At 60.4% G+C, this 19,221-nt stretch carries 16 protein-coding genes, 4 tRNA genes and 1 riboswitch; of the genes, 5 read left to right on the top strand and 15 right to left on the bottom strand.

Annotated elements, in window-relative coordinates; translation table 11 throughout:
- Positions 1-87 precede the first annotated feature (87 nt).
- Positions 88-1,632 (bottom strand): class I SAM-dependent methyltransferase, encoded by a 1,545-nt coding sequence (locus tag HX851_RS32975; protein WP_177055340.1) that lies wholly within the window; start codon positions 1,630-1,632, stop codon positions 88-90.
- A gap of 151 nt (positions 1,633-1,783) precedes the next feature.
- A tRNA-Arg gene (locus tag HX851_RS32980) sits at positions 1,784-1,860 on the bottom strand.
- A 605-nt stretch (positions 1,861-2,465) separates the two neighbouring features.
- On the opposite strand from HX851_RS32980, the gene HX851_RS32985 reads away from it, so the two are divergent.
- Positions 2,466-2,792 carry an Arc family DNA-binding protein gene (locus tag HX851_RS32985; RefSeq protein WP_042935290.1) on the top strand — a complete coding sequence of 109 codons (327 nt, stop codon included), beginning with the start codon at positions 2,466-2,468 and terminating at the stop codon, positions 2,790-2,792.
- Between the two features lie 144 nt (positions 2,793-2,936).
- Here the strand turns inward: HX851_RS32985 and mgtE are convergent, their stop codons facing one another.
- Entirely contained in the window at positions 2,937-4,379 is a 1,443-nt protein-coding gene (gene mgtE, locus HX851_RS32990; protein ID WP_177055338.1) for a magnesium transporter, read from the bottom strand.
- A 320-nt stretch (positions 4,380-4,699) separates the two neighbouring features.
- Here mgtE and bamE point away from each other — a divergent pair, with 320 nt between their 5' ends.
- Positions 4,700-5,179: an outer membrane protein assembly factor BamE domain-containing protein gene (bamE, locus tag HX851_RS32995; RefSeq protein ID WP_177055336.1), complete on the top strand. Its 480-nt coding sequence runs from the start codon at positions 4,700-4,702 to the stop codon at positions 5,177-5,179.
- A 40-nt stretch (positions 5,180-5,219) separates the two neighbouring features.
- On the opposite strand, the gene HX851_RS33000 is transcribed toward bamE, so the two are convergent.
- From HX851_RS33000 to ltaE, 7 genes are all read right to left on the bottom strand, one after another.
- Positions 5,220-5,296: transfer RNA gene (locus HX851_RS33000), tRNA-Arg, on the bottom strand.
- 72 nt (positions 5,297-5,368) lie between these two features.
- Positions 5,369-5,445: transfer RNA gene (locus HX851_RS33005), tRNA-Arg, on the bottom strand.
- Between the two features lie 107 nt (positions 5,446-5,552).
- Positions 5,553-5,643, bottom strand: a tRNA-Ser gene (locus tag HX851_RS33010).
- A 62-nt stretch (positions 5,644-5,705) separates the two neighbouring features.
- A complete protein-coding gene (gene csrA / locus HX851_RS33015; protein WP_002554426.1) occupies positions 5,706-5,894 on the bottom strand; it encodes a carbon storage regulator CsrA in 189 nt (62 codons plus the stop codon).
- A gap of 190 nt (positions 5,895-6,084) precedes the next feature.
- On the bottom strand, positions 6,085-7,326 hold the full coding sequence (locus HX851_RS33020) for an aspartate kinase (protein WP_177055334.1): 1,242 nt from the start codon (positions 7,324-7,326) through the stop codon (positions 6,085-6,087).
- 93 nt (positions 7,327-7,419) lie between these two features.
- Complete coding sequence (gene alaS / locus HX851_RS33025) at positions 7,420-10,044, bottom strand: alanine--tRNA ligase (RefSeq protein ID WP_177055332.1); 2,625 nt, start codon at positions 10,042-10,044, stop codon at positions 7,420-7,422.
- 147 nt (positions 10,045-10,191) lie between these two features.
- Positions 10,192-11,196, bottom strand: a complete 1,005-nt coding sequence (gene ltaE, locus HX851_RS33030; protein WP_177066513.1) for a low-specificity L-threonine aldolase — start codon at positions 11,194-11,196, stop codon at positions 10,192-10,194.
- A 27-nt stretch (positions 11,197-11,223) separates the two neighbouring features.
- Between ltaE and HX851_RS33035 the strand changes: the two genes are divergently transcribed.
- The 3 genes from HX851_RS33035 to HX851_RS33045 all read left to right on the top strand — a co-directional run bounded on the left by HX851_RS33035 (position 11,224) and on the right by HX851_RS33045 (position 13,783).
- Positions 11,224-11,424: a hypothetical protein gene (locus HX851_RS33035; RefSeq protein ID WP_177055328.1), complete on the top strand. Its 201-nt coding sequence runs from the start codon at positions 11,224-11,226 to the stop codon at positions 11,422-11,424.
- A riboswitch (FMN riboswitch) is annotated at positions 11,401-11,570 on the top strand. (Overlaps the previous gene by 24 nt.)
- A gap of 132 nt (positions 11,571-11,702) precedes the next feature.
- A complete protein-coding gene (locus tag HX851_RS33040; RefSeq protein ID WP_177055326.1) occupies positions 11,703-12,194 on the top strand; it encodes a 6,7-dimethyl-8-ribityllumazine synthase in 492 nt (163 codons plus the stop codon).
- 137 nt (positions 12,195-12,331) lie between these two features.
- Positions 12,332-13,783 (top strand): M91 family zinc metallopeptidase, encoded by a 1,452-nt coding sequence (locus tag HX851_RS33045; RefSeq protein WP_177055324.1) that lies wholly within the window; start codon positions 12,332-12,334, stop codon positions 13,781-13,783.
- 6 nt (positions 13,784-13,789) lie between these two features.
- Here HX851_RS33045 and astE read toward each other — a convergent pair whose 3' ends face one another.
- The 5 genes from astE to astA all read right to left on the bottom strand — a co-directional run bounded on the left by astE (position 13,790) and on the right by astA (position 19,174).
- Complete coding sequence (gene astE / locus HX851_RS33050) at positions 13,790-14,797, bottom strand: succinylglutamate desuccinylase (RefSeq protein ID WP_177066514.1); 1,008 nt, start codon at positions 14,795-14,797, stop codon at positions 13,790-13,792.
- 17 nt (positions 14,798-14,814) lie between these two features.
- A complete protein-coding gene (locus HX851_RS33055) occupies positions 14,815-15,102 on the bottom strand; it encodes a topoisomerase II (protein WP_103032975.1) in 288 nt (95 codons plus the stop codon).
- A gap of 69 nt (positions 15,103-15,171) precedes the next feature.
- On the bottom strand, positions 15,172-16,518 hold the full coding sequence (astB, locus tag HX851_RS33060) for an N-succinylarginine dihydrolase (RefSeq protein ID WP_177066515.1): 1,347 nt from the start codon (positions 16,516-16,518) through the stop codon (positions 15,172-15,174).
- A 164-nt stretch (positions 16,519-16,682) separates the two neighbouring features.
- Complete coding sequence (astD, locus tag HX851_RS33065; protein WP_177066519.1) at positions 16,683-18,152, bottom strand: succinylglutamate-semialdehyde dehydrogenase; 1,470 nt, start codon at positions 18,150-18,152, stop codon at positions 16,683-16,685.
- Positions 18,149-19,174, bottom strand: a complete 1,026-nt coding sequence (gene astA, locus HX851_RS33070) for an arginine N-succinyltransferase (protein WP_177066516.1) — start codon at positions 19,172-19,174, stop codon at positions 18,149-18,151. The genes astD and astA overlap by 4 nt, the downstream gene beginning before the upstream one ends.
- Between the last annotated feature and the right edge of the window lie 47 nt (positions 19,175-19,221).

Raw genomic sequence — 19,221 nt, forward strand, 5'->3', positions numbered from 1 at the left:
CATCTTTCTGTCACAAGGGTCGGAAAAGCCCGAAAAAGCAGAAGGCCGGCCCCAGGGGGCCGGCCTTCTTCTATATAGCAGCTACGATCAAACGATTTTCAACGCCTTGAGGACAACCAGCGATTTCTCTCCAAAGGCTTCGGCCTGCTCCAGCAGTTCAGCCATGTTCTCTTCGGCCGTCGTCAGGGGGCGGCCATCCTTGACGATACCTTCACCCTGATCACTGATGATACCCCATGCCAGTTGCGCCCATTCAGCCGGAAGCTTTTTGCCCTGCTTGATCGATATCAGGAACAATTGCCCGAAGCGACTGACCGGCACGCCGCCGCCGGTCACGGGACTGGCCAGGGTCTGGATCTGATTACTGAACAACGAGCGCTTGCACAGATGCAGGTTGAGAGCGCTGCAACGCACTTGCACCAACTTCTCCGCCGCGTCGCTCTGGCAAGGTGCCGCAACACCCATACCGACCAGGACATTGACCGCCTGCTCCAGGTCGCCATAAGCCATCGAGGGCACAGCCACCGATAACTGACGCAAGGTTTTCGGCGCATAGGCACTGGCTGCCAGAGCCTCGAGTACAGGGCCATACACTTCTGCCTGCAGTGAAGCTTCGCCTGCCGGACCACTGACGACACCCGGCACGCTGTCTACTGCCTGCAACATGACAAAGCGCGTATTGAGCATCCTCTCGCGCTGTTCCGCTGCGGGCAATCGGCCGGCGCCGCGCAGGTACAGATCTCGCCGAAAATGCTGATTGACGAAGTAGTCGCGCGCCTGTTCGCGCATGATCGGATGATCGATACCCTCCAGGAAATCCATGCCTTCGGCGCTCAGGTTGAGCGGGTCCACCGAATCAAGCGGCGCGGCCGTCGCGGCATAGTCGAGCTTGGCAGGAGACAGGGCATCCACCACATCGGTGAAGTACATGCAGTTCCAGTCGCGATTGAAATACTCATGGGCAACATACTGGCGATTCTGCCCCTTGACGCTCTGCAACTTCGCCCCCAGGTTCGGCGCCGCATTGGCGTACAGGGGATTTGCCGCCAGCAGTGCCTCGGAGAACTGCAGCGCGGCATCTATACGTTCGGCCGGGCGTATGGAGGCACTGGAGGCAAAGCGGTCATGCAGACTGAACAACTGACGCAGCGGCGCCGACGGCGACCAACCCGGAAAACAGTTGTAGCTGATGTAGAGCAGCCCACCAGGCTTGAGATGCCGACGGGCGAATTCGACGATCAGTTTCTGGTTATCGCGACTGACCCAGGTCCAGATGCCATGCAGGCTGATACTGTCGAATTGCGGCAAATCATCACGGGCCAACAATTGCTCGAAGCTGTCGTCATAAAGCTGGGCATTACCACCGTAGCTGGCCGCCAGGGCATTGGCATTGGCCGCCTGGGTCGGGTGGAAGTCCGTACCCACATAGTTTCCCGGATTCGCCGCGGCATGGATATTGATCGAGACGCCCTGGCCGAAACCCAGCTCGCAGTGATAGGCCTGCGCACTCTCCACGCTCGCAAAACCACGCAACAACAAGCAGTAGCGCTGGAACACCGGATTGATTTCCCGGCTATATCCGTAGGTGTAACCTTCGTCCGTGAAATAGCCTTCATTCCAAGCTTCGCCCATAGCCTACGTCCCTCTATCTATTATCGAAAGCAGCAAGGCCTTTCTTATAAAGGGTGGCGATTGCACACCACAAGCGGAAAATCGCACACGCGCCTGCGCTCGCGAGCTTTACGCTCACTTCGCATTGATGGCTGGATGCTTTGAGTAAATATGGTGTCCCAGGGCAGGTTCGAACTGCCAACCTTCCCCTTAGGAGGGGGATGCTCTATCCAATTGAGCTACTGAGACAACGGCGACCGCCAGGACAGGCGGCGCAAAGGACGGCGTGCATGTTAACGGCCACGCCACCGTTTGTCATGTCGTCCATGGGCTTTTTGGCTCGTAGGTCGCGACAAAGCCATTTCCCGCGAGTGATCGCGTACAAAACCATCGGCCATACGCTAATTATCGTCATGGGCTCGCTCGCCAACCCAGTCATCCCGGTCCTTGTCGTCGGTCGGAAAACTCGCCTCAACCCCATATTGCGCCGTTCGTCCACTAGATAATCGGCCACTTGCCACTATTCTCTAACAGTAGAGGCAAAAGGCCAGATCACCGCGTAGCATATGCGGCAGGAAGGTTTGATGCTTCCAGACGGGCTTGGGATGGCTGATCAGAGCGCTGCACCGGTAAAAACTTTCAAACCAGTGCGCATTTCTGATAATTGGTGCTGGCATATTGCCTGTGTCCAGTTCAATATTTGTCACAGAATTGACGCCAATGATCTGGCAAATTTGAGGCATGATGCGGGCCTCTTATCAATTCAGGTTGAACATTTGGCAAAGCATGCTGTCCTACTGACATCCTGCGGCCAATTCCGAGAACCGCTCCCCTGAACTAACCGGTTTAAAACTATGCGCCCATTGAAACAGGCAATTTATTCCAGCCGTACCGCTGACAAATTCGTCGTGCGTCTGCCCGATGGAATGCGTGAACGCATCGCCGAGGTGTCTCGTAACCATCACCGAAGCATGAATTCCGAAATCATTGCACGCCTGGAGCAGAGTCTTATTCAGGAAGGTGCACTGGGTGACGAGCTGAGCATGCGCCTGGACAGCCCCGAGCTATCCCTGCATGAACGCGAGTTGCTGCAGCGCTTTCGTCAACTTTCCCACCGCCAGCAGAACGCCCTGGTGTCGTTGATTGCACACGACGCCGAAATGGCCGCAGACGCCAACTGATTCATCCCTGAAAGCTCAAGCCAGCCTCGCGCTGGCTTTTTTTTGCACGCCATTCAGGAAAAAGAGTGTGTAAGGACGGGGCAAGCCCGGAGACAACAGAAAGGTGGCGCAGCCGACCTGCAGGTGAAGGCCGCGCCAGAAGACTCAGAGCAGGAAAATCGTCGCTAGCCCGAGGAAGATGAAAAAGCCGCCGCTGTCGGTCATGGCGGTGATCATCACACTCGCCCCCATCGCCGGGTCACGCCCCAGCCGCGCCAGCGTCATCGGGATCAGCACCCCCATCAACGCCGCCAACAGGAGGTTCAAGGTCATCGCAGCCGTCATGACCACACCCAGCGACCAACTGCCATACAGCAGATACGCCACGACACCAATCACACCACCCCACGCCACGCCATTGATCAGCGCGACAGCCAGCTCCTTGCGCATCAACCTCGAGGTATTACCGGTGCTGACCTGGTCCAGCGCCATGGCCCGCACGATCATGGTGATCGTCTGGTTGCCGGAGTTGCCGCCAATACCCGCGACGATGGGCATCAACGCAGCCAGGGCGACCAGCTTCTCGATGGAGCCCTCGAACAGACCGATCACCCGCGAGGCGAGAAAGGCCGTGATCAGGTTGATCGCCAGCCATGCCCAGCGGTTGCGCAGGGATTTCCAGACCGACGCAAAGATATCCTCCTCTTCACGCAGACCCGCCATATTGAGGACTTCGCTTTCGCTTTCCTCACGAATCAGGTCGACCATCTCGTCAATGGTCAGACGGCCGATCAGCTTGCCGTTCTTGTCGACGACCGGCGCGGAAATCAGGTCATAACGTTCGAAGGCCTGGGCCGCGTCATAAGCATCTTCGTCAGGATGAAAACTCACCGGATCGCTGGCCATGACTTCGGCCACCTGCTTGTCGGGATCATTGACCAGCAATCGCTTGATCGGCAGCACGCCCTTGAGCACGCCATCGTAGTCCACCACAAAAAGCTTGTCGGTATGACCTGGCAGCTCCTTGAGCCGACGCAGATAACGCAATACCACTTCCAGGCTGACGTCTTCGCGGATGGTGACCATCTCGAAGTCCATCAGCGCGCCGACCTGCTCCTCGTCATAGGACAACGCGGAGCGAACGCGCTCACGCTGCTGACCATCGAGGGTTTCCATCAGCTCATGGACGACGTCTCGCGGCAGCTCGGGGGCCAGGTCAGCGAGTTCGTCGGCATCCATCTCCTTGGCCGCGGCCAGGAGTTCGTGATCGTCCATGTCGGCGATCAGCGTTTCCCGTACGGAGTCGGAAACCTCGAGGAGAATATCGCCGTCACGCTCGGCCTTGACCAGTTGCCAGACGGTCAGGCGCTCATCCAGGGGCAAGGCTTCAAGAATATAGGCGACGTCGGCGGAGTGCAGATCATCGAGCTTGCGCTGCAACTCGACGAGGTTCTGCCGGTGAACCAGGTTTTCCACCCGGTCCTGATGAGGGCCTTCCTGACGATGAGTCAGGTCCTCGACCACGCGCTGGCGCTGCAGCAGCTCAACGACTTGCGCGAGGCGGTCCTGCAAACTGTCTTGTGATTTCTTTACTTCAACTTCGGTCATAGGCGAACTCCACTCCCAGCAGCGGGGCACGCCGGAAGGATCAATCAGTCAATTCATGATTGGTAAAGCGGGGTACTGAGTAACTACTGGGTAAGTCCATGGAGGTATTCCACAAGCCCCGGCGGGGCTGACGGGCGCAATCATACACCGCCTCAGGTCGTTTAACGGCAAAAATCTTGGCAAGAACAAGCGCTTGCGAGACAACGCCGGGCATTTTTCGATTGCTTTCTACTGCGACGACTCATCCCGAAAAGAAAACACACGACCGATGAAAAAGTCAGCGACTAGGCTTGAGGGACCATTGTCATGGAGGACTTCCGATGCCCACCAGAGCCTGCTGCCTGCTGATCCCTCTCGCGCTGCACCTGCCCTCCTGCGCAAGCGCAGCCATCGTGCACCGCTGCGAAGACACCAGCGGCCATATCACCTTCACCACGCTGGGCTGCACACAGCAGCAGAGCCTGCGGATCCAGCGCGCCGACAACCCGGCACCTGGCGGCAAGACCCGCACCGCCACCCAGAAACCGGCACCACAAGCCAAAAGCAATGCCCCTCGGGAACTGATCGTAGTCGGCGAACATGACGATGGATGCGGCAATCAGCTCGACGCCAAGGCAAGACGCCAGGCCATCATCCGGCAACAGGTGCGCCCCGGCATGAGTCGCCAGGAAGTGGAAAGCGCCCTGGGCAGGCCGGACAGGATCATTACGAGCAACAGCGCCACGCGTTATCACTACAACCTGAAGAAAGGTCGCAGCAGCCTGGTGCTGTTCGATGAGAAGGGCTGCGTCAAACGCTAGATAGCAAAAAGCCCGCAACCAGTGCGGGCTTCTTGGTGTATGGTGCACTCGACAGGATTCGAACCTGTGACCGCTCGGTTCGTAGCCGAGTACTCTATCCAGCTGAGCTACGAGTGCAATTTGTGTTTTTAGACCAGATCACAACTGGTTGAAGCAACGTTGTTTGTATCACTACCAACAACGCTTAAATGGTGCACTCGACAGGATTCGAACCTGTGACCGCTCGGTTCGTAGCCGAGTACTCTATCCAGCTGAGCTACGAGTGCATTTGTTGCCGCGCATTATAGGCCGTCAAATCTCTTTGTAAAGCACTTTTTCTAGTAATTTCAACAACTTACAGAAGAAGCCAGATTGTAACGTACTAAACGAATAATGGCGGAGAACGGGGGATTCGAACCCCCGACACCCTTTTGAGGTGTACTCCCTTAGCAGGGGAGCGCCTTCGGCCACTCGGCCAGCTCTCCGCAACACGGGGCGTATATTAACCAGCTTTCTCCCCGTTTGCAAACAAAAAAAACGAGAAAAATTAATGGCTTGGTTCTTCGTCCTTCTCTTTCTTGATCCGCAGGTAGATTTCCTCACGGTGCACGGCCACCTCCTTGGGGGCGTTGACACCAATACGCACTTGATTTCCTTTGACGCCGAGCACGGTCACAGTGATTTCACCATCACCAATGATCAGGCTTTCTGCGCACCGACGAGTCAGAATCAGCATACCTATCTCCTCACGCATTTCAGTTCAGGGACAACACAGTCTGCAAAAAAAAGGGCTTCGGCCTACATGCTAGATAGCCATAGCCCTACGCACCTAAGTATTGACGAGCCCGGGCAAAAGAACAGCGCCTGCCCGCGCTTATCAAAAAACACGAAGGGCGCGGTTCAACCGCGCCCTTCGGGATAACGCATCACTCGCCTTGGCGGGCCGGTGCGTCCAGTTCAAACGCCGTGTGCAAAGCACGTACGGCCAACTCCAGGTACTTCTCTTCGATAACGACCGACACCTTGATTTCGGAGGTCGAGATCATCTGGATATTGATGCTTTCCTTTGCCAGCGCCTCGAACATGCGGCTGGCCACGCCCGCGTGGGAGCGCATGCCGACACCGACGATCGAGACCTTGGCGATCTTGGTATCGCCGACCACTTCCCGCGCGCCGATTTCACGCGCAGTGTTCTCCAGAACGGCTTGCGCCGCCTGGTAGTCGTTGCGGTGAACGGTGAAGGTGAAGTCGGTGGTGTTATCGTGCGCGACATTCTGCACGATCATGTCGACTTCGATGTTGGCGGCGCTGATCGGGCCGAGAATCTTGAAGGCCACGCCCGGGGTATCAGGCACGCCACGGATGGTCAGCTTGGCTTCATCGCGATTGAAGGCGATGCCGGAAATGATCGGCTGTTCCATGGATTCCTCTTCATCAATAGTAATGAGGGTACCCGGACCCTCCTTAAAGCTGTGCAGGACGCGCAGCGGAACGTTGTACTTGCCGGCGAACTCGACCGCGCGGATCTGCAGCACCTTGGAACCGAGACTGGCCATTTCCAGCATCTCTTCGAAGGTGATCTTGTCCAGGCGCTGGGCCGAGGACACGACACGCGGGTCGGTGGTGTAGACGCCATCGACGTCGGTATAAATCTGGCACTCGTCAGCCTTAAGGGCTGCCGCCAGCGCTACGCCGGTGGTGTCGGAACCGCCACGACCGAGGGTGGTGATATTGCCGTTCTCGTCGACACCCTGGAAACCGGCGACAACAACCACACGCCCTTCCTTCAGATCGGCGCGAATCTTCTGATCGTCGATCTGCAGGATACGTGCTTTATTGTGCGCGCTATCTGTCAGGATCCGCACCTGGTTACCGGTGTAGGACACCGCCGGTACACCACGCTTGATCAGTGCCATGGCCAACAAGGCAATGGTCACCTGCTCACCGGTGGAAACGATCACATCCAGCTCACGGGGAACCGGCTGGTTTTCGCCACTGATTTGTTTGGCCAGATCGATCAGGCGGTTGGTCTCGCCGCTCATCGCAGACAGCACAACCACCAGGTCATCGCCGGCTTCGCGGAATTTCTTAACCTTGTCGGCGACCTGCTCGATTCTCTCGACAGTGCCGACCGAGGTGCCTCCAAATTTCTGTACGATCAAAGCCATTTCTAAGCCGCCTCAGCCCGTAAAGGGGCGCCCATTAATCATTCAAACCACAGCCCCGTTGCCCGCCACTAGACGACGGGCATTGGCGAGGCCTTAAACGCCCTGCTCGACAAATGGCACGGTCAGGGCCAGTGCTGCATCCAGTGCCGCGGCGTCGGTACCACCGCCTTGCGCCATGTCCGGACGACCACCACCCTTCCCGCCCACTGCCGCAGCGGCCTGCTTCATCAGATCACCGGCTTTGAGTTGGCCGGTCAGGTCCTTGGTCACGCCTGCGACCAGAACGACCTTTTCCTCATGGACACTGCCGAGCAGGATCACTGCGCGACCGAGTTTGTTTTTCAATTGATCAACCAGTGCCAGCAGAGCCTTGCCATCCTGGCCATCCAGACGCACGGCCAGGACTTTCACGCCCTTGACGTCCTGGGCCTGCGCCGACAGGTCGTCACCCGCCGCGCTTGCGGCCTTGGCCTGCAATTGCTCGAGCTGTTTTTCCAGCAGGCGGTTGCGCTCCAGCACAGCCGACAGCTTGTCGATCAGGTTGTCGCGACTGCCCTTGATCAGGTTCGCGGCTTCCTTGAGTTGCTCTTCGGCGGCATTCAGGTAGGCCAGCGCCGCAGCGCCGGTCACCGCCTCGATGCGCCGTACACCCGATGCCACGCCGCCTTCGCTGATGATTTTCAGCAGGCCGATGTCACCGGTGCGGTTGGCGTGGATACCGCCACACAATTCGACGGAGAAATCCCCGCCCATGCTCAGTACCCGAACATTGTCACCGTACTTCTCGCCGAACAGCGCCATCGCGCCCTTCTTCTTGGCGGTGTCGATATCGGTTTCTTCGGTTTCCACCGCCGAGTTCTTGCGGATCTCGGCGTTGACGATATCTTCCAGGGCCTTGATCTGCTCAGGCTTGATCGCTTCGAAGTGACTGAAGTCGAAGCGCAGGCGCTGGCTGTCGACCAACGACCCCTTCTGCTGGACGTGTTCGCCCAGTACCTGGCGCAGTGCAGCGTGCAACAGGTGAGTGGCCGAGTGGTTCAGCGAGGTGGCATGACGCACCTCGGCGGCAACCTGGGTTTCCACCTGGGCACCGACCAGCAGGCTGCCCTGGGCCAGCACGCCATGGTGCAGGAACGCCCCGCCGGTCTTGGTGGTATCGCGGACATCGAAGCGACCGGCAGCTGCCTGCAGATAACCGCAATCACCGATCTGACCGCCCGACTCGGCGTAAAAAGGCGTCTGGTCCAGCACCACGACACCTTCCTCACCTTCATTCAAGACGTCGACCGACTGCCCTTCTTTATAGAGCGCGATCACTTTCGCCGAACCGCTGGTGGCGCTGTAGCCGGTGAACTCGGTGGCGACATCGACCTTGACCAGGCTGTTGTAGTCCATGCCGAAGGAACTGGCGGAGCGCGCACGCACCCGCTGGGCTTCCATCTCGCGCTCGAAACCGGCCTCGTCGAGGGTCAGGTTGCGTTCGCGGGCGATGTCGCCGGTCAGGTCCATCGGGAAACCGTAGGTATCGTAGAGTTTGAACACCACGTCACCCGGAACCACGTTGCCCTTGAGTTCGGCCAGGTCCTGCTCGAGGATCTTCAGGCCCTGCTCCAGGGTCTTGGCGAACTGCTCTTCCTCGGCCTTGAGTACACGCTCGATATGCGCCTGCTGGGATTTCAGCTCAGGGAAGGCTTCGCCCATTTCGGTCACCAGCGCGGCAACGATCTGGTAGAAGAAGCTGCCCTTGGCCCCCAGCTTGTTGCCATGACGGCAGGCGCGACGAATGATCCGACGCAGCACATAGCCGCGACCTTCGTTGGACGGCAGCACGCCGTCGGCAATCAGGAAACCGCAGGAGCGAATGTGGTCGGCGACCACTTTCAGCGAAGCCTGGTTGTCGTTGGTGCAACCGATGGCCTGGGCCGAAGCGCTCAGCAGGCTCTGGAACAGGTCGATTTCATAGTTGGAGTGAACGTGCTGCAGCACCGCACTGATTCGCTCCAGGCCCATCCCGGTGTCCACCGACGGTGCCGGCAGCGGATGCAACACACCATCGGCGGTGCGGTTGAACTGCATGAACACGTTGTTCCAGATCTCGATGTAACGGTCGCCGTCTTCTTCCGGCGAGCCGGGTGGACCGCCCCAGATGTCAGCGCCGTGATCGTAGAAGATCTCGGTGCAAGGACCGCACGGGCCGGTATCGCCCATGGTCCAGAAGTTGTCGGACGCGTAAGGCGCCCCCTTGTTGTCGCCGATGCGGACCATGCGCTCGGCCGGTACGCCGACTTCCTTGGTCCAGATATCGTAGGCTTCGTCATCGCTGGCGTAGACCGTGACCCAGAGCTTTTCCTTAGGCAGGTTCAGCCATTGGTCCGACGTCAGGAAGGTCCAGGCGAAGGTGATGGCATCACGCTTGAAATAGTCGCCGAAGCTGAAATTGCCCAGCATTTCGAAGAACGTGTGGTGACGAGCGGTATAACCGACGTTTTCCAGGTCGTTGTGCTTGCCGCCGGCGCGTACGCACTTCTGGCTGCTGACAGCGCGGGTGTAGGCGCGCTTTTCCTGACCCAGGAAACAATCCTTGAACTGGTTCATCCCCGCGTTGGTGAACAGCAGGGTTGGGTCATTGCCCGGAATCAAAGAGCTGGAGGCGACACGGGTGTGGCCTTGCTGTTCGAAGAAGCGAAGGAAGGCTTCACGGATTTCTGCGCTTTTCATAGGTTCTTCCACGGAGTCTGCGGCCGGAGGCAAGTGCATCACGTCTGAATGGATTTGCGACTTGCAAAGGGCCGCATTATATCGGCCCTGAGCCTTGGGTACAGTGTGTTTATACGATAGAAACCGTCAATTGGACGGCCTGCAGGCTCATTGGCGGTTAAATTCGGCAAATACCGCGACCACCTGCTCGATTTGTGCACGGTCGACGTCCATGTGGGTGACCATCCGCAGGCGCGGGGCGGCACTCAAGCGGATCCCGCGTTCGGCGGCAAACGCCTTGAGCGCATTCGCCCGCTCGCCGAGGTCGGCGTAGACCATGTTGGTCTGTACCGGCTCGATCCGGTAACCCGCCTCACGCAAACCATCGGCCAGATGCAGGGCATTGGCATGATCGTCGGCCAGGCGCGCGACCTGGTGATCCAGGGCATACAGCCCCGCAGCCGCCAGCAGGCCGGCCTGGCGCATGCCGCCACCGACCATCTTGCGCAGGCGCCGCGCCTTGCCGATCAGTTCCTCGCTGCCGCACAGCACCGAACCGACCGGTGCGCCCAGGCCCTTGGACAGGCAGACCGAGACCGAGTCGAAATGCCGGGTAATTTCCCGCGCATCGATCCCCAGCTTGACCGCCGCGTTATACAGCCGCGCGCCATCCAGGTGCAGCGCCAGTCCCGTTTCCAACGTCAGGCGCCGCGCCGCCGCCAGGTACTCCAGCGGCAGGACCTTGCCCTGCATGGTGTTTTCCAGGGCCAGCAGGCGGGTGCGGGCAAAATGGAAGTCATCGGGCTTGATCGCCGCCCGGACCTGCGCCAGATCCAGCGAACCGTCGGCCTGGACCTCCAGCGGCTGCGGCTGGATCGAGCCGAGCACCGCCGCGCCGCCGCCTTCATATTTATAGGTATGGCACTGCTGGCCGACGATGTACTCGTCGCCGCGCGCGCAATGGGCCATCAATCCCAGCAGGTTGCTCATGGTCCCGGTGGGCACGAAGAGCGCCCGGGCAAAGCCCAGCCGGTCGGCCAACTCGCTTTCAAGCCGATTGACCGACGGATCTTCGCCATACACGTCATCCCCCAGAGGTGCCTTCGCCATGGCCTCACGCATACCGGCGCTGGGTTGGGTTACGGTGTCACTACGAAGATCGATAACAGTCATGAAACAGGCCTCGGCAATGGAGCGCTGATGTCGGGAAAATCCCTTTCGAAAGCATTTACTGCGGTCATGGCGAGGGATAATCAAGCTCTGCCGCGGGAAATGTCGGTGATCCGCCAGGAAAATTCGATGGTTATTATCGTAAAGGCGGCATGCACACCCGTGAAATATATGGTAAAAATCGAGCGCCGCCAGAAAAGCTGGTGGCAACGTTCTCAGGGCGGGGTGTAATTCCCCACCGGCGGTAATTGCGCGCAATGCGCATAGCCCGCGAGCGCTTGACGAGGTGGACGGTCTCATTGGTCCCTCGACAAGGTCAGCAGACCCGGTGTGATCCCGGGGCCGACGGTCATAGTCCGGATGAAGAGAGAACGGGATTGACACCCAAGGGCCGTCCACAGGATCCCCGTGCGTTTGCCTGTCAGCATCGCACAGCCGAGCTGAACGTACCCTTGAATCCCATTCGATTCATAACGCCCTGTTTTTCACACAAACAGGAGTCAGAACAGATGCAACCCACCACCCTTCACCACACTCAGCGTATTGCGTTCATCCAGGCTTGCTGGCACAAGGATATCGTTGATCAGGCGCGCCACGGCTTCGTCTCGGAAATCACCAAGCTGGGTTATCAGGAAAGCGATATCGACTTCTTCGAAGTCGGCGGCGCCTTTGAAATCCCACTGCACGCCAAGCTGCTGGCCAAGTCCGGCCGTTATGCCGGCGTGGTCGCCGCCGGCCTGGTGGTCGACGGCGGGATCTACCGCCACGACTTCGTCGCCACGGCGGTGATCGACGGCCTGATGCAGGTCCAGTTGGACACCGAAGTCCCGGTGTTTTCGGTAGTGTTGACCCCGCACCACTTCCACGCGGGTGAAGAACACCAGAAATTCTTCTTCGATCACTTCGTGCACAAGGGCCAGGAAGCAGCGAAAACCTGCGCCGATACCCTGAGCAAACTGCGTGCACTGCCACGTCCTGTGGCACAGAAACTGGCGGTCTGATCCATCCCCGCACCTGCCGGCCCCGGCCGGCAGGTCATAACTATCTATCCCCTCCCGACGGCGCCAATGCGCTTAAGTGGACTCGACGTTTGGCCCCTCAGGGCTCTCGAACCCACCGCCTGCGGAGACACCGCTACATGAACGACTTCTCCAGACTCGGCAAGAGTCGACCCGTCATGCCTCACCAGGAACACTGGATCGACGGCAATGCCGAGACCAGCCAACCCCGAGTCATACCCCTGAACGAGTACCCGGGGGACCAGCGAGTCATGCACATCCACCAGCTCCAGCAGAACGAAAATGCCGTGGTGGAGCGCAAGAAACTCGAGGCAACGCCTGACTATCGTGGACCGAAAGACCATCTGGTCTTCACCACCGACGAGCGCTCCGACCGCATACACCTGTATATGACCGACCACCTGGTCCTGGACATCAATGACTGGCGCTATCATCTGACAACCTCATCCCCCGCACAGGTCCTGGTCCTGCGTACACAGGAAGGCGATGACGACATCAGGATCGATGACGACGTGCAGACCACGGTCTTCATCGACTCGGGTCCGGGAGACGACCGGTTGCTGAGCGGAGGCGGCTTCACCAAGGTCAATGCCGGCCCCGGCAACGACCGCATCTTCACACGCTCGGGCCCAAGCTATATCGAGGCAGGGGAAGGCGACGATATCGTTACGGCCCAGGGCCCTGGGCCCATGACCGTCTATGGTGGCAAGGGCCACGACACATTGAGCGGGGGCGAAGGTGTCTGCTTCATGGACGGCGGACAGGGTGACGATGTGCTGATCGGCGGCACGGGCCATAGCAACGTGCTCAGCGGTGCCGAAGGTGACGACCAGATCACTCCAGGCACAGGTCACACCACCCTCTACACCGGGACAGGCACGGACTTCATCACCCACCTGCGACCCGACGTGCACTTGTTCAACGCCTACTCCGCCTCCGAACCCGCGCCCTCCACCCTCGCCGATGATCCCGGCGTGATCATCGCAGCCAAGGGCCTGGACAGTTGCGGCGTGATCGTCGAGGGCACGCCACGCTTCCAGGAAAGGGTCAATGACGACCTCAGGCTGCTGCTGGGCTCAGGCAACGGTCGACAACTGCTCGATGCCCTCGGCAGGGCCAGGGAGATCGCCGGCGCCCCGGTAGTGATCAAGGAATTGAGCGAGGAGGAAAACGGCATGTGCTTTCCAGCACGCTCGGAGCACGACAACCCGTTTGTCACCGAGGGCCACGCCGGAATTCCGGTGCCCGGTTGCACGGTGTACTACGACCCGTCGTTCCTCAAGGGCGAAGTCACCAGCATCGTGCATCTCTATCACGAGCTGTGCCATGCCTATAACTTCATGACCGGGACGGTCTTTCCGGGCTACAGTGCGGACGGCGGAGGCATGGCTGACCGCACCGTTGCCAATGCCGAACTCCAGGCCGTGGGCCTGAACATCCAGGGCCCACCGTTCGAGTTCGACACGGATCCGGCGCTCCCACCGCTGATCACCAACCCCACGCCTTTCACCGAAAACGGCCTGCGCCAGGAATTCAGTATTGCGCCACGCAAGCAGTACCGGAGTGATTGACCCAGCCTAGACCAGGCCCTCATCTCCGGACGGCACCACCAGGATCCCCGCCCGCAGGCCATTTTTCACCTTCGGGTTGGGGAAAATGATCCGTGCGCCCTGCTCCTCCACCACCCAGCGGCTGTTCGCCAGGTCTTCGGCCAACAGATAGCCCTTGGGCAACTCGGTGAAGTTCTCTATATCCGCCGGCAGGTGCAGCAGAAAGGAGTCGCTGTGCTTGATGATTTCCCGCGCCACACTGAACAACTGCAGACCATCGAGGCGGTCATCGACAACCGGCTCGCTGCCTTCGATCAGTTGCTTGAGGCAGCGCTCGAGACGGGAAACATCAACACCCTGGTTCTGGCCGAACGGCCGCGCCTTGCCCAATTCCAGGGTAAAAGACTCGGCGCCCAGCTTGTCGTAGGTATAGCTGCTGAAGACGATGGAAGGTTTGTTCTGCAGCAGCACCGCCGACATGCCGGCGGCGCGCAGGCGGGCCAGTTCGCGACGCGAATGGGCACGCCCTTCCTTGTACGGGTAGAGCGCGAACTGTTCGATCTTCGAACCGCGAATCGCCGTATGCAGGTCGTAATGCACACGACCGCGATCGGGCAGGCTGAAAAAACTCGCCGCCAGCCGCTCCAGCTCGCAGGCGCGCAAGGCCTCGCTGCCACTGCTTTGTTCATGCCGGCCGTTGAACAGCCGATTGACGTCCTGCTCGATATAACGCTCGCCGCGACGCATCGCCTCGGGGTTGCCGAACAGGAACAGAATGCGGGCCCGCGGCTTCAGGTCGCCGCGGGCAATGTCGTGCAACAGGCGATCGAGCAATTCGATCGGCGCTGTTTCGTTGCCGTGGATACCGGCGGACAGCAACAGATCCTGCCCGTTGTCCCGGGCCTCGGGAGGCCGCACTTCCAGCGCGCCCTCGCTCAGCCAGCGCATCCGCACGCCTTCGACCGTCAGTTGAGTCTTCTCTGCCGGTTCGCGACCGGCGAGGGTCAATTCAAGCAGTTTGCCGAGGGCGAGCATAATGCGCTGTTCCTTGATCAGTGATCGTGGTTGCAATCGGGGCCGTGCACGTGATCGTCGTCGCCGACGTCGGCCGGTTCCATTTCCAGTTGCAGACTTACAAGATTAGTCGCCAATGGGCGAAGCAGCAGGTTGGCGTATTCGGCATCGCCTTCTTCGACATCGACGCCGATCAGCAATTGGCCGCGACCGTCGTGCTGGATCCACAACTCCTTGCCCTGCCATATCACGGCAACGCGCGTGCAGGAGGTTTCCAGTTGAGTGCCGTCGGTGTCTTCAAGGATCAGTTGCAGGGTATCGCTCATGGTCGTGCTCTCATCTGGAGGAAAAGCCGTGCGCCCGACCTTCTAACGAAGAAGGCCGGGCACACGCTTTCAATTGATCTGGAATGGATAAACCGCGCCCAGTTTAAGGATCTGCGTCAGTTCATCCAGTGCCGTCCGGCACTCCAGCAGCAACTGCGGGTCTGCCAGGTCGCTTTCGCGCAGGGAGTCGCGGTAGTGCTTTTCGACCCATCGGGTCAGCGTGTCGTACAACGGCGCGGTCATGATAACCCCTGGATTGACCGCCGCCAGCTCAGTTTCATTCAGCGCCACGCGCAGGCGCAGGCAAGCCGGCCCGCCACCGTTCTGCATGCTCTGCTTGAGATCGAAGACTTTCACCTCGCGGATCACCCCGGCGGCGGCGGTCAGGCCCTGCAGGTACTGCCAGACGCGCTCGTTCTTGTGGCACTCTTGCGGCACGATCAGCATCATCGTGCCGTCGGCGCGGGTCAGCAGCTGGCTGTTGAACAGATAGGAGCGCACAGCGTCATCCACTGTCACCAAAGCGCGCGGCACGCAGACCGACTGGAAGTTGCCGCCGCACTTGGCCAGTTTGTCACGCAGTTCGACGAGTACCCGCTCGGTGTCGAGGAAGGCGTCCTCATGATAGAACAGCACCTCGCCATTACCCACCGCGATCACATCGTTATGGAACACGCCCTGGTCGATCACCGCCGGGTTCTGCTGGGCATAGACCACACCGTCATCGCTCAGGCCATGCAGGCGGGCAACTGCCTGGGAGGCTTCGAGCGTCTGCCGTGCCGGGTATTTCTGCGGCGCCGGATAGCGGGTATCGAAGGCACTGCGACCGAATACGAAGAACTCGACACCGGCCTCGCCGTATTCACGGCAGAAACGCGTGTGGTTGGCCGCGCCTTCGTCACCGAACTGAGCAACGGCAGGCAAGGCCGCGTGGTGGGCGAAGTGCTTGCTGTCGGCGAACATCGCGCCGAGCACACGGCTGGTGGTCGGATGTTCGATGCTGCGGTGGTACTTGCAGTTCAGGTTGGCCGCGGTGAAGTGCACGCGACCGTCGGCGGTGTCGGCACTCGGGCTGACGGTGCCGGCATTGGCCACCCACATGCTCGAGGCCGAGCAACTGGCAACCAGCAACGGCATGGCCTGTTTGGCCGCCGTCTCGATCACCTGAGCGTCAGTGCCGGCAAAACCTAGCGCGCGCAGGGCGGCGACGTCCGGGCGCTCCTGGGGTGCGAGCACGCCCTGGACAAAGCCCATCTCCATCAGCGCCTTCATCTTCGCCAGACCTTGCAGCGCGGCCTCTTTCGGATTGGACGCCTGCTGGCTGTTGCTCTGGGACGCGACGTTGCCGTAGGACAGGCCGCCGTAGTTATGGGTCGGGCCTACAAGACCGTCAAAATTGACTTCAAAGGATTTCATCGGCGAGGCTCCACGAATCTGTTTTTATAAGCATCAAATCATCTGCGTATGGCGACCGCTTCGCGGTCATCGCCGGCAAGCCGGCTTCCACAAGGTTCGCGGTGCTGCACACGGCCCAATGTAGGAGCTGGCTTGCCGGCGATAGGGCCCGCAGGCCCAACGATTCAGCAAAGCCGAACACCCGGCGTCAGGCTGGCCGGCACCGTCAGGCTCGGTGTTTCCAGCGACGCCACCGGATACGCGCAATAATCCGCCGCGTAGTAGGCGCTGGCACGATGGTTACCCGATGCCCCCACCCCACCGAACGGTGCGCTGCTCGCGGCACCGGTCAGTTGCTTGTTCCAGTTGACGATCCCGGCACGGCTTTCCAGCCAGAACTGCTGGTAGCGCGCTTCGGAATCCGACAGCAGCCCGGCCGCCAGGCCGAACTGGGTATCGTTGGCCTCGGCGATCGCCGCAGCGAAATCGGCGTAGCGGATCACCTGCAGCAACGGCCCGAAGAATTCCTCGTCGACGCGCTCACTCACCGCCGTCACATCGAGAATCCCCGGTGTCAGCAAAGCCGCACCGACCTGTGGTTGAGTCATCGGCAACAACGCTACCGCACCTTTGGCCAGCAAGTGCGCTTGCGCATCCATCAGCGCCCGGGCCGCGCCCAGGGAAATCACCGACCCCATGAACGGTGCCGGCTGCCGGTCGAACGCACCGACCTCGATGCTCGAACTGACTTCGACCAGGCGCTCCAGCAACCGGTCGCCCCAGGCCCCTTCGGGTACCAGCAGACGCCGGGCACAGGTACAGCGCTGGCCGGCCGAGATAAAGGCCGACTGGATAATGGTGTAGACCGCCGCATCCAGGTCTTCGACCTGATCCACCACCAGCGGGTTGTTGCCGCCCATTTCCAAAGCCAGGATCTTGTCCGGGCGTCCGGCGAACTGCTGGTGCAGGTGATTGCCGGTACGGCTGGAGCCGGTGAAGAACAGGCCGTCGATCCCCGGATTCGCCGCCAGGGCGATACCGGTTTCGCGAGCGCCTTGCAGCAGGTTCAGCACGCCAGCCGGCAAGCCGGCCTCGATCCAGCACTTGACCGTCAGCTCGGCGACTTTCGGGGTCAGCTCGCTCGGCTTGAACAGCACGCTGTTACCAGCCAGCAACGCCGGCACGATATGACCGTTGGGCAGGTGGCCCGGGAAGTTGTAGGGACCGAATACCGCCACCACACCGTGTGGCTTGTGGCGCAAGACGGCGGTGGCATCGCCCAGCGGGCCGCTCTTCTCGCCGGTGCGCTCGCGGTAGCTCTGGATCGAAATGGCGATCTTGTTGACCATGCTGGTCACTTCGGTCGCCGATTCCCACAGGGGCTTGCCGGTTTCTTCGCCGATGCACCGGGCCAATTCGTCGGCATGACTTTTCAGGCTGGCGGCAAAGGCTTCGAGCACTACGATACGCTCATCCAGGCTACGCCGGGCCCAGGCCGGGAATGCTTCGCGGGCCGTCTGTACCGCCTGTTCGACCTGTGCCGCGCTGGCGCCGTTGCCGGACCACAGCACCTGCTGGGTCACCGGGTTCAACGATTCGAAGGCTTCGCCCTGGCCGGCGTGCCACTGGCCTGCGATGTAAAGCGTGCTCATTATTTCGACTCCCGGGAAGCAGACAACGGAACCGCGCGGACCTGGTCTCCCGCACTCAATTGAAGACGTTTGGCGGTCAACGGATCGACCACCAGCGTGCCCGCCGCAAATCGCGCGGGAGCGGCCGTGATGCGGCAGTCTTCGCGCTTGCGGTTGTGGATCAGGAACGGCGTGGCGTCATCGCCTGGCGTACCGATGGCCAGCACCAGCGCCTGGCTGTCGCGTACCGCGCGGATCTTGCCGGTTTCGCATTCCACCGCCGGGCCGGCATCGAAGATATCGACATAGCCCTGGTAGCTGAAGCCTTCGCTCTTGAGCATCGACAGTGCCGGCTCGGTGTCGGTGTGCACCTTGCCGATCACCGCCCTGGCATCTTCGGAGAGGAAGCAGGTGTACAACGGGAATTTCGGCATCAGTTCGGCAATGAACGCCTTGTTGCCGACGCCGGTGAGGTAGTCGGCCTGGCTGAACTCCATCTTGAAGAAGTGCCGGCCCAGGCTTTCCCAGAAAGGCGAGCGCCCGGCGGCGTCGGACATGCCGCGCATCTCGGCGATGATCTTGTTGCCGAACAACTGTGGGAATTCGGCGATAAACAGCATCCGCGCCTTGGCCAGCATCCGGCCGTTGAGGCCGCTGCGGTAGTCGGCGTGGAGGAACAGCGAGCACAGCTCGGAGTTGCCGGTCAGGTCGTTGGCCAGGAACAGCGTCGGGATCTCGCGGTAGATATTCAGCTCCTGGGAGGCGCTGACCGTCAGGCCGACCCTGAAGTTGTACCAGGGCTCGCGCAGGCCCACGGCACCGGCAATCGCCGAAATACCGACCACACGACCGTTATCGTCTTCGAGCACGAACAGGTAATCCGCATCGGCACGCCCGGCGTCGCCCCGGAAGGTTTTTTCCGCCCAGCCGACACGGTGAGCCAGACGCTCCTCGTTGGCCGGCAAGGTGGTCAGGCCGGTGCCGGTGCTGCGGGCCAGGTCGATCAGAGCGGGTAAATCGCTGCTGCGTACGGGACGAACGATCATGCTATCTCCTCAAACGGGAGCCGACTGACGGCACCCGCGAAACTCGC

The sequence above is a fragment of the Pseudomonas gingeri genome (genome assembly GCF_013385635.1).
Taxonomy (GTDB): Bacteria; Pseudomonadota; Gammaproteobacteria; order Pseudomonadales; family Pseudomonadaceae; genus Aquipseudomonas; species Aquipseudomonas gingeri_A.

Coding starts and splice junctions, on each gene's coding strand:
- astE (WP_177066514.1), bottom strand. CDS start 14,797: ATGCTCGCCCTCGGCAAACTGCTTGAATTGACCCTCGCCGGTCGCGAA.
- HX851_RS32975 (WP_177055340.1), bottom strand. CDS start 1,632: ATGGGCGAAGCTTGGAATGAAGGCTATTTCACGGACGAAGGTTACACC.
- mgtE (WP_177055338.1), bottom strand. CDS start 4,379: ATGACCGAAGTTGAAGTAAAGAAATCACAAGACAGTTTGCAGGACCGC.
- HX851_RS33035 (WP_177055328.1), top strand. CDS start 11,224: ATGTCGGGAAAATCCCTTTCGAAAGCATTTACTGCGGTCATGGCGAGG.
- bamE (WP_177055336.1), top strand. CDS start 4,700: ATGCCCACCAGAGCCTGCTGCCTGCTGATCCCTCTCGCGCTGCACCTG.
- csrA (WP_002554426.1), bottom strand. CDS start 5,894: ATGCTGATTCTGACTCGTCGGTGCGCAGAAAGCCTGATCATTGGTGAT.
- HX851_RS32985 (WP_042935290.1), top strand. CDS start 2,466: ATGCGCCCATTGAAACAGGCAATTTATTCCAGCCGTACCGCTGACAAA.
- alaS (WP_177055332.1), bottom strand. CDS start 10,044: ATGAAAAGCGCAGAAATCCGTGAAGCCTTCCTTCGCTTCTTCGAACAG.
- HX851_RS33045 (WP_177055324.1), top strand. CDS start 12,332: ATGAACGACTTCTCCAGACTCGGCAAGAGTCGACCCGTCATGCCTCAC.
- HX851_RS33040 (WP_177055326.1), top strand. CDS start 11,703: ATGCAACCCACCACCCTTCACCACACTCAGCGTATTGCGTTCATCCAG.
- astA (WP_177066516.1), bottom strand. CDS start 19,174: ATGATCGTTCGTCCCGTACGCAGCAGCGATTTACCCGCTCTGATCGAC.
- HX851_RS33020 (WP_177055334.1), bottom strand. CDS start 7,326: ATGGCTTTGATCGTACAGAAATTTGGAGGCACCTCGGTCGGCACTGTC.
- HX851_RS33055 (WP_103032975.1), bottom strand. CDS start 15,102: ATGAGCGATACCCTGCAACTGATCCTTGAAGACACCGACGGCACTCAA.
- astB (WP_177066515.1), bottom strand. CDS start 16,518: ATGAAATCCTTTGAAGTCAATTTTGACGGTCTTGTAGGCCCGACCCAT.
- ltaE (WP_177066513.1), bottom strand. CDS start 11,196: ATGACTGTTATCGATCTTCGTAGTGACACCGTAACCCAACCCAGCGCC.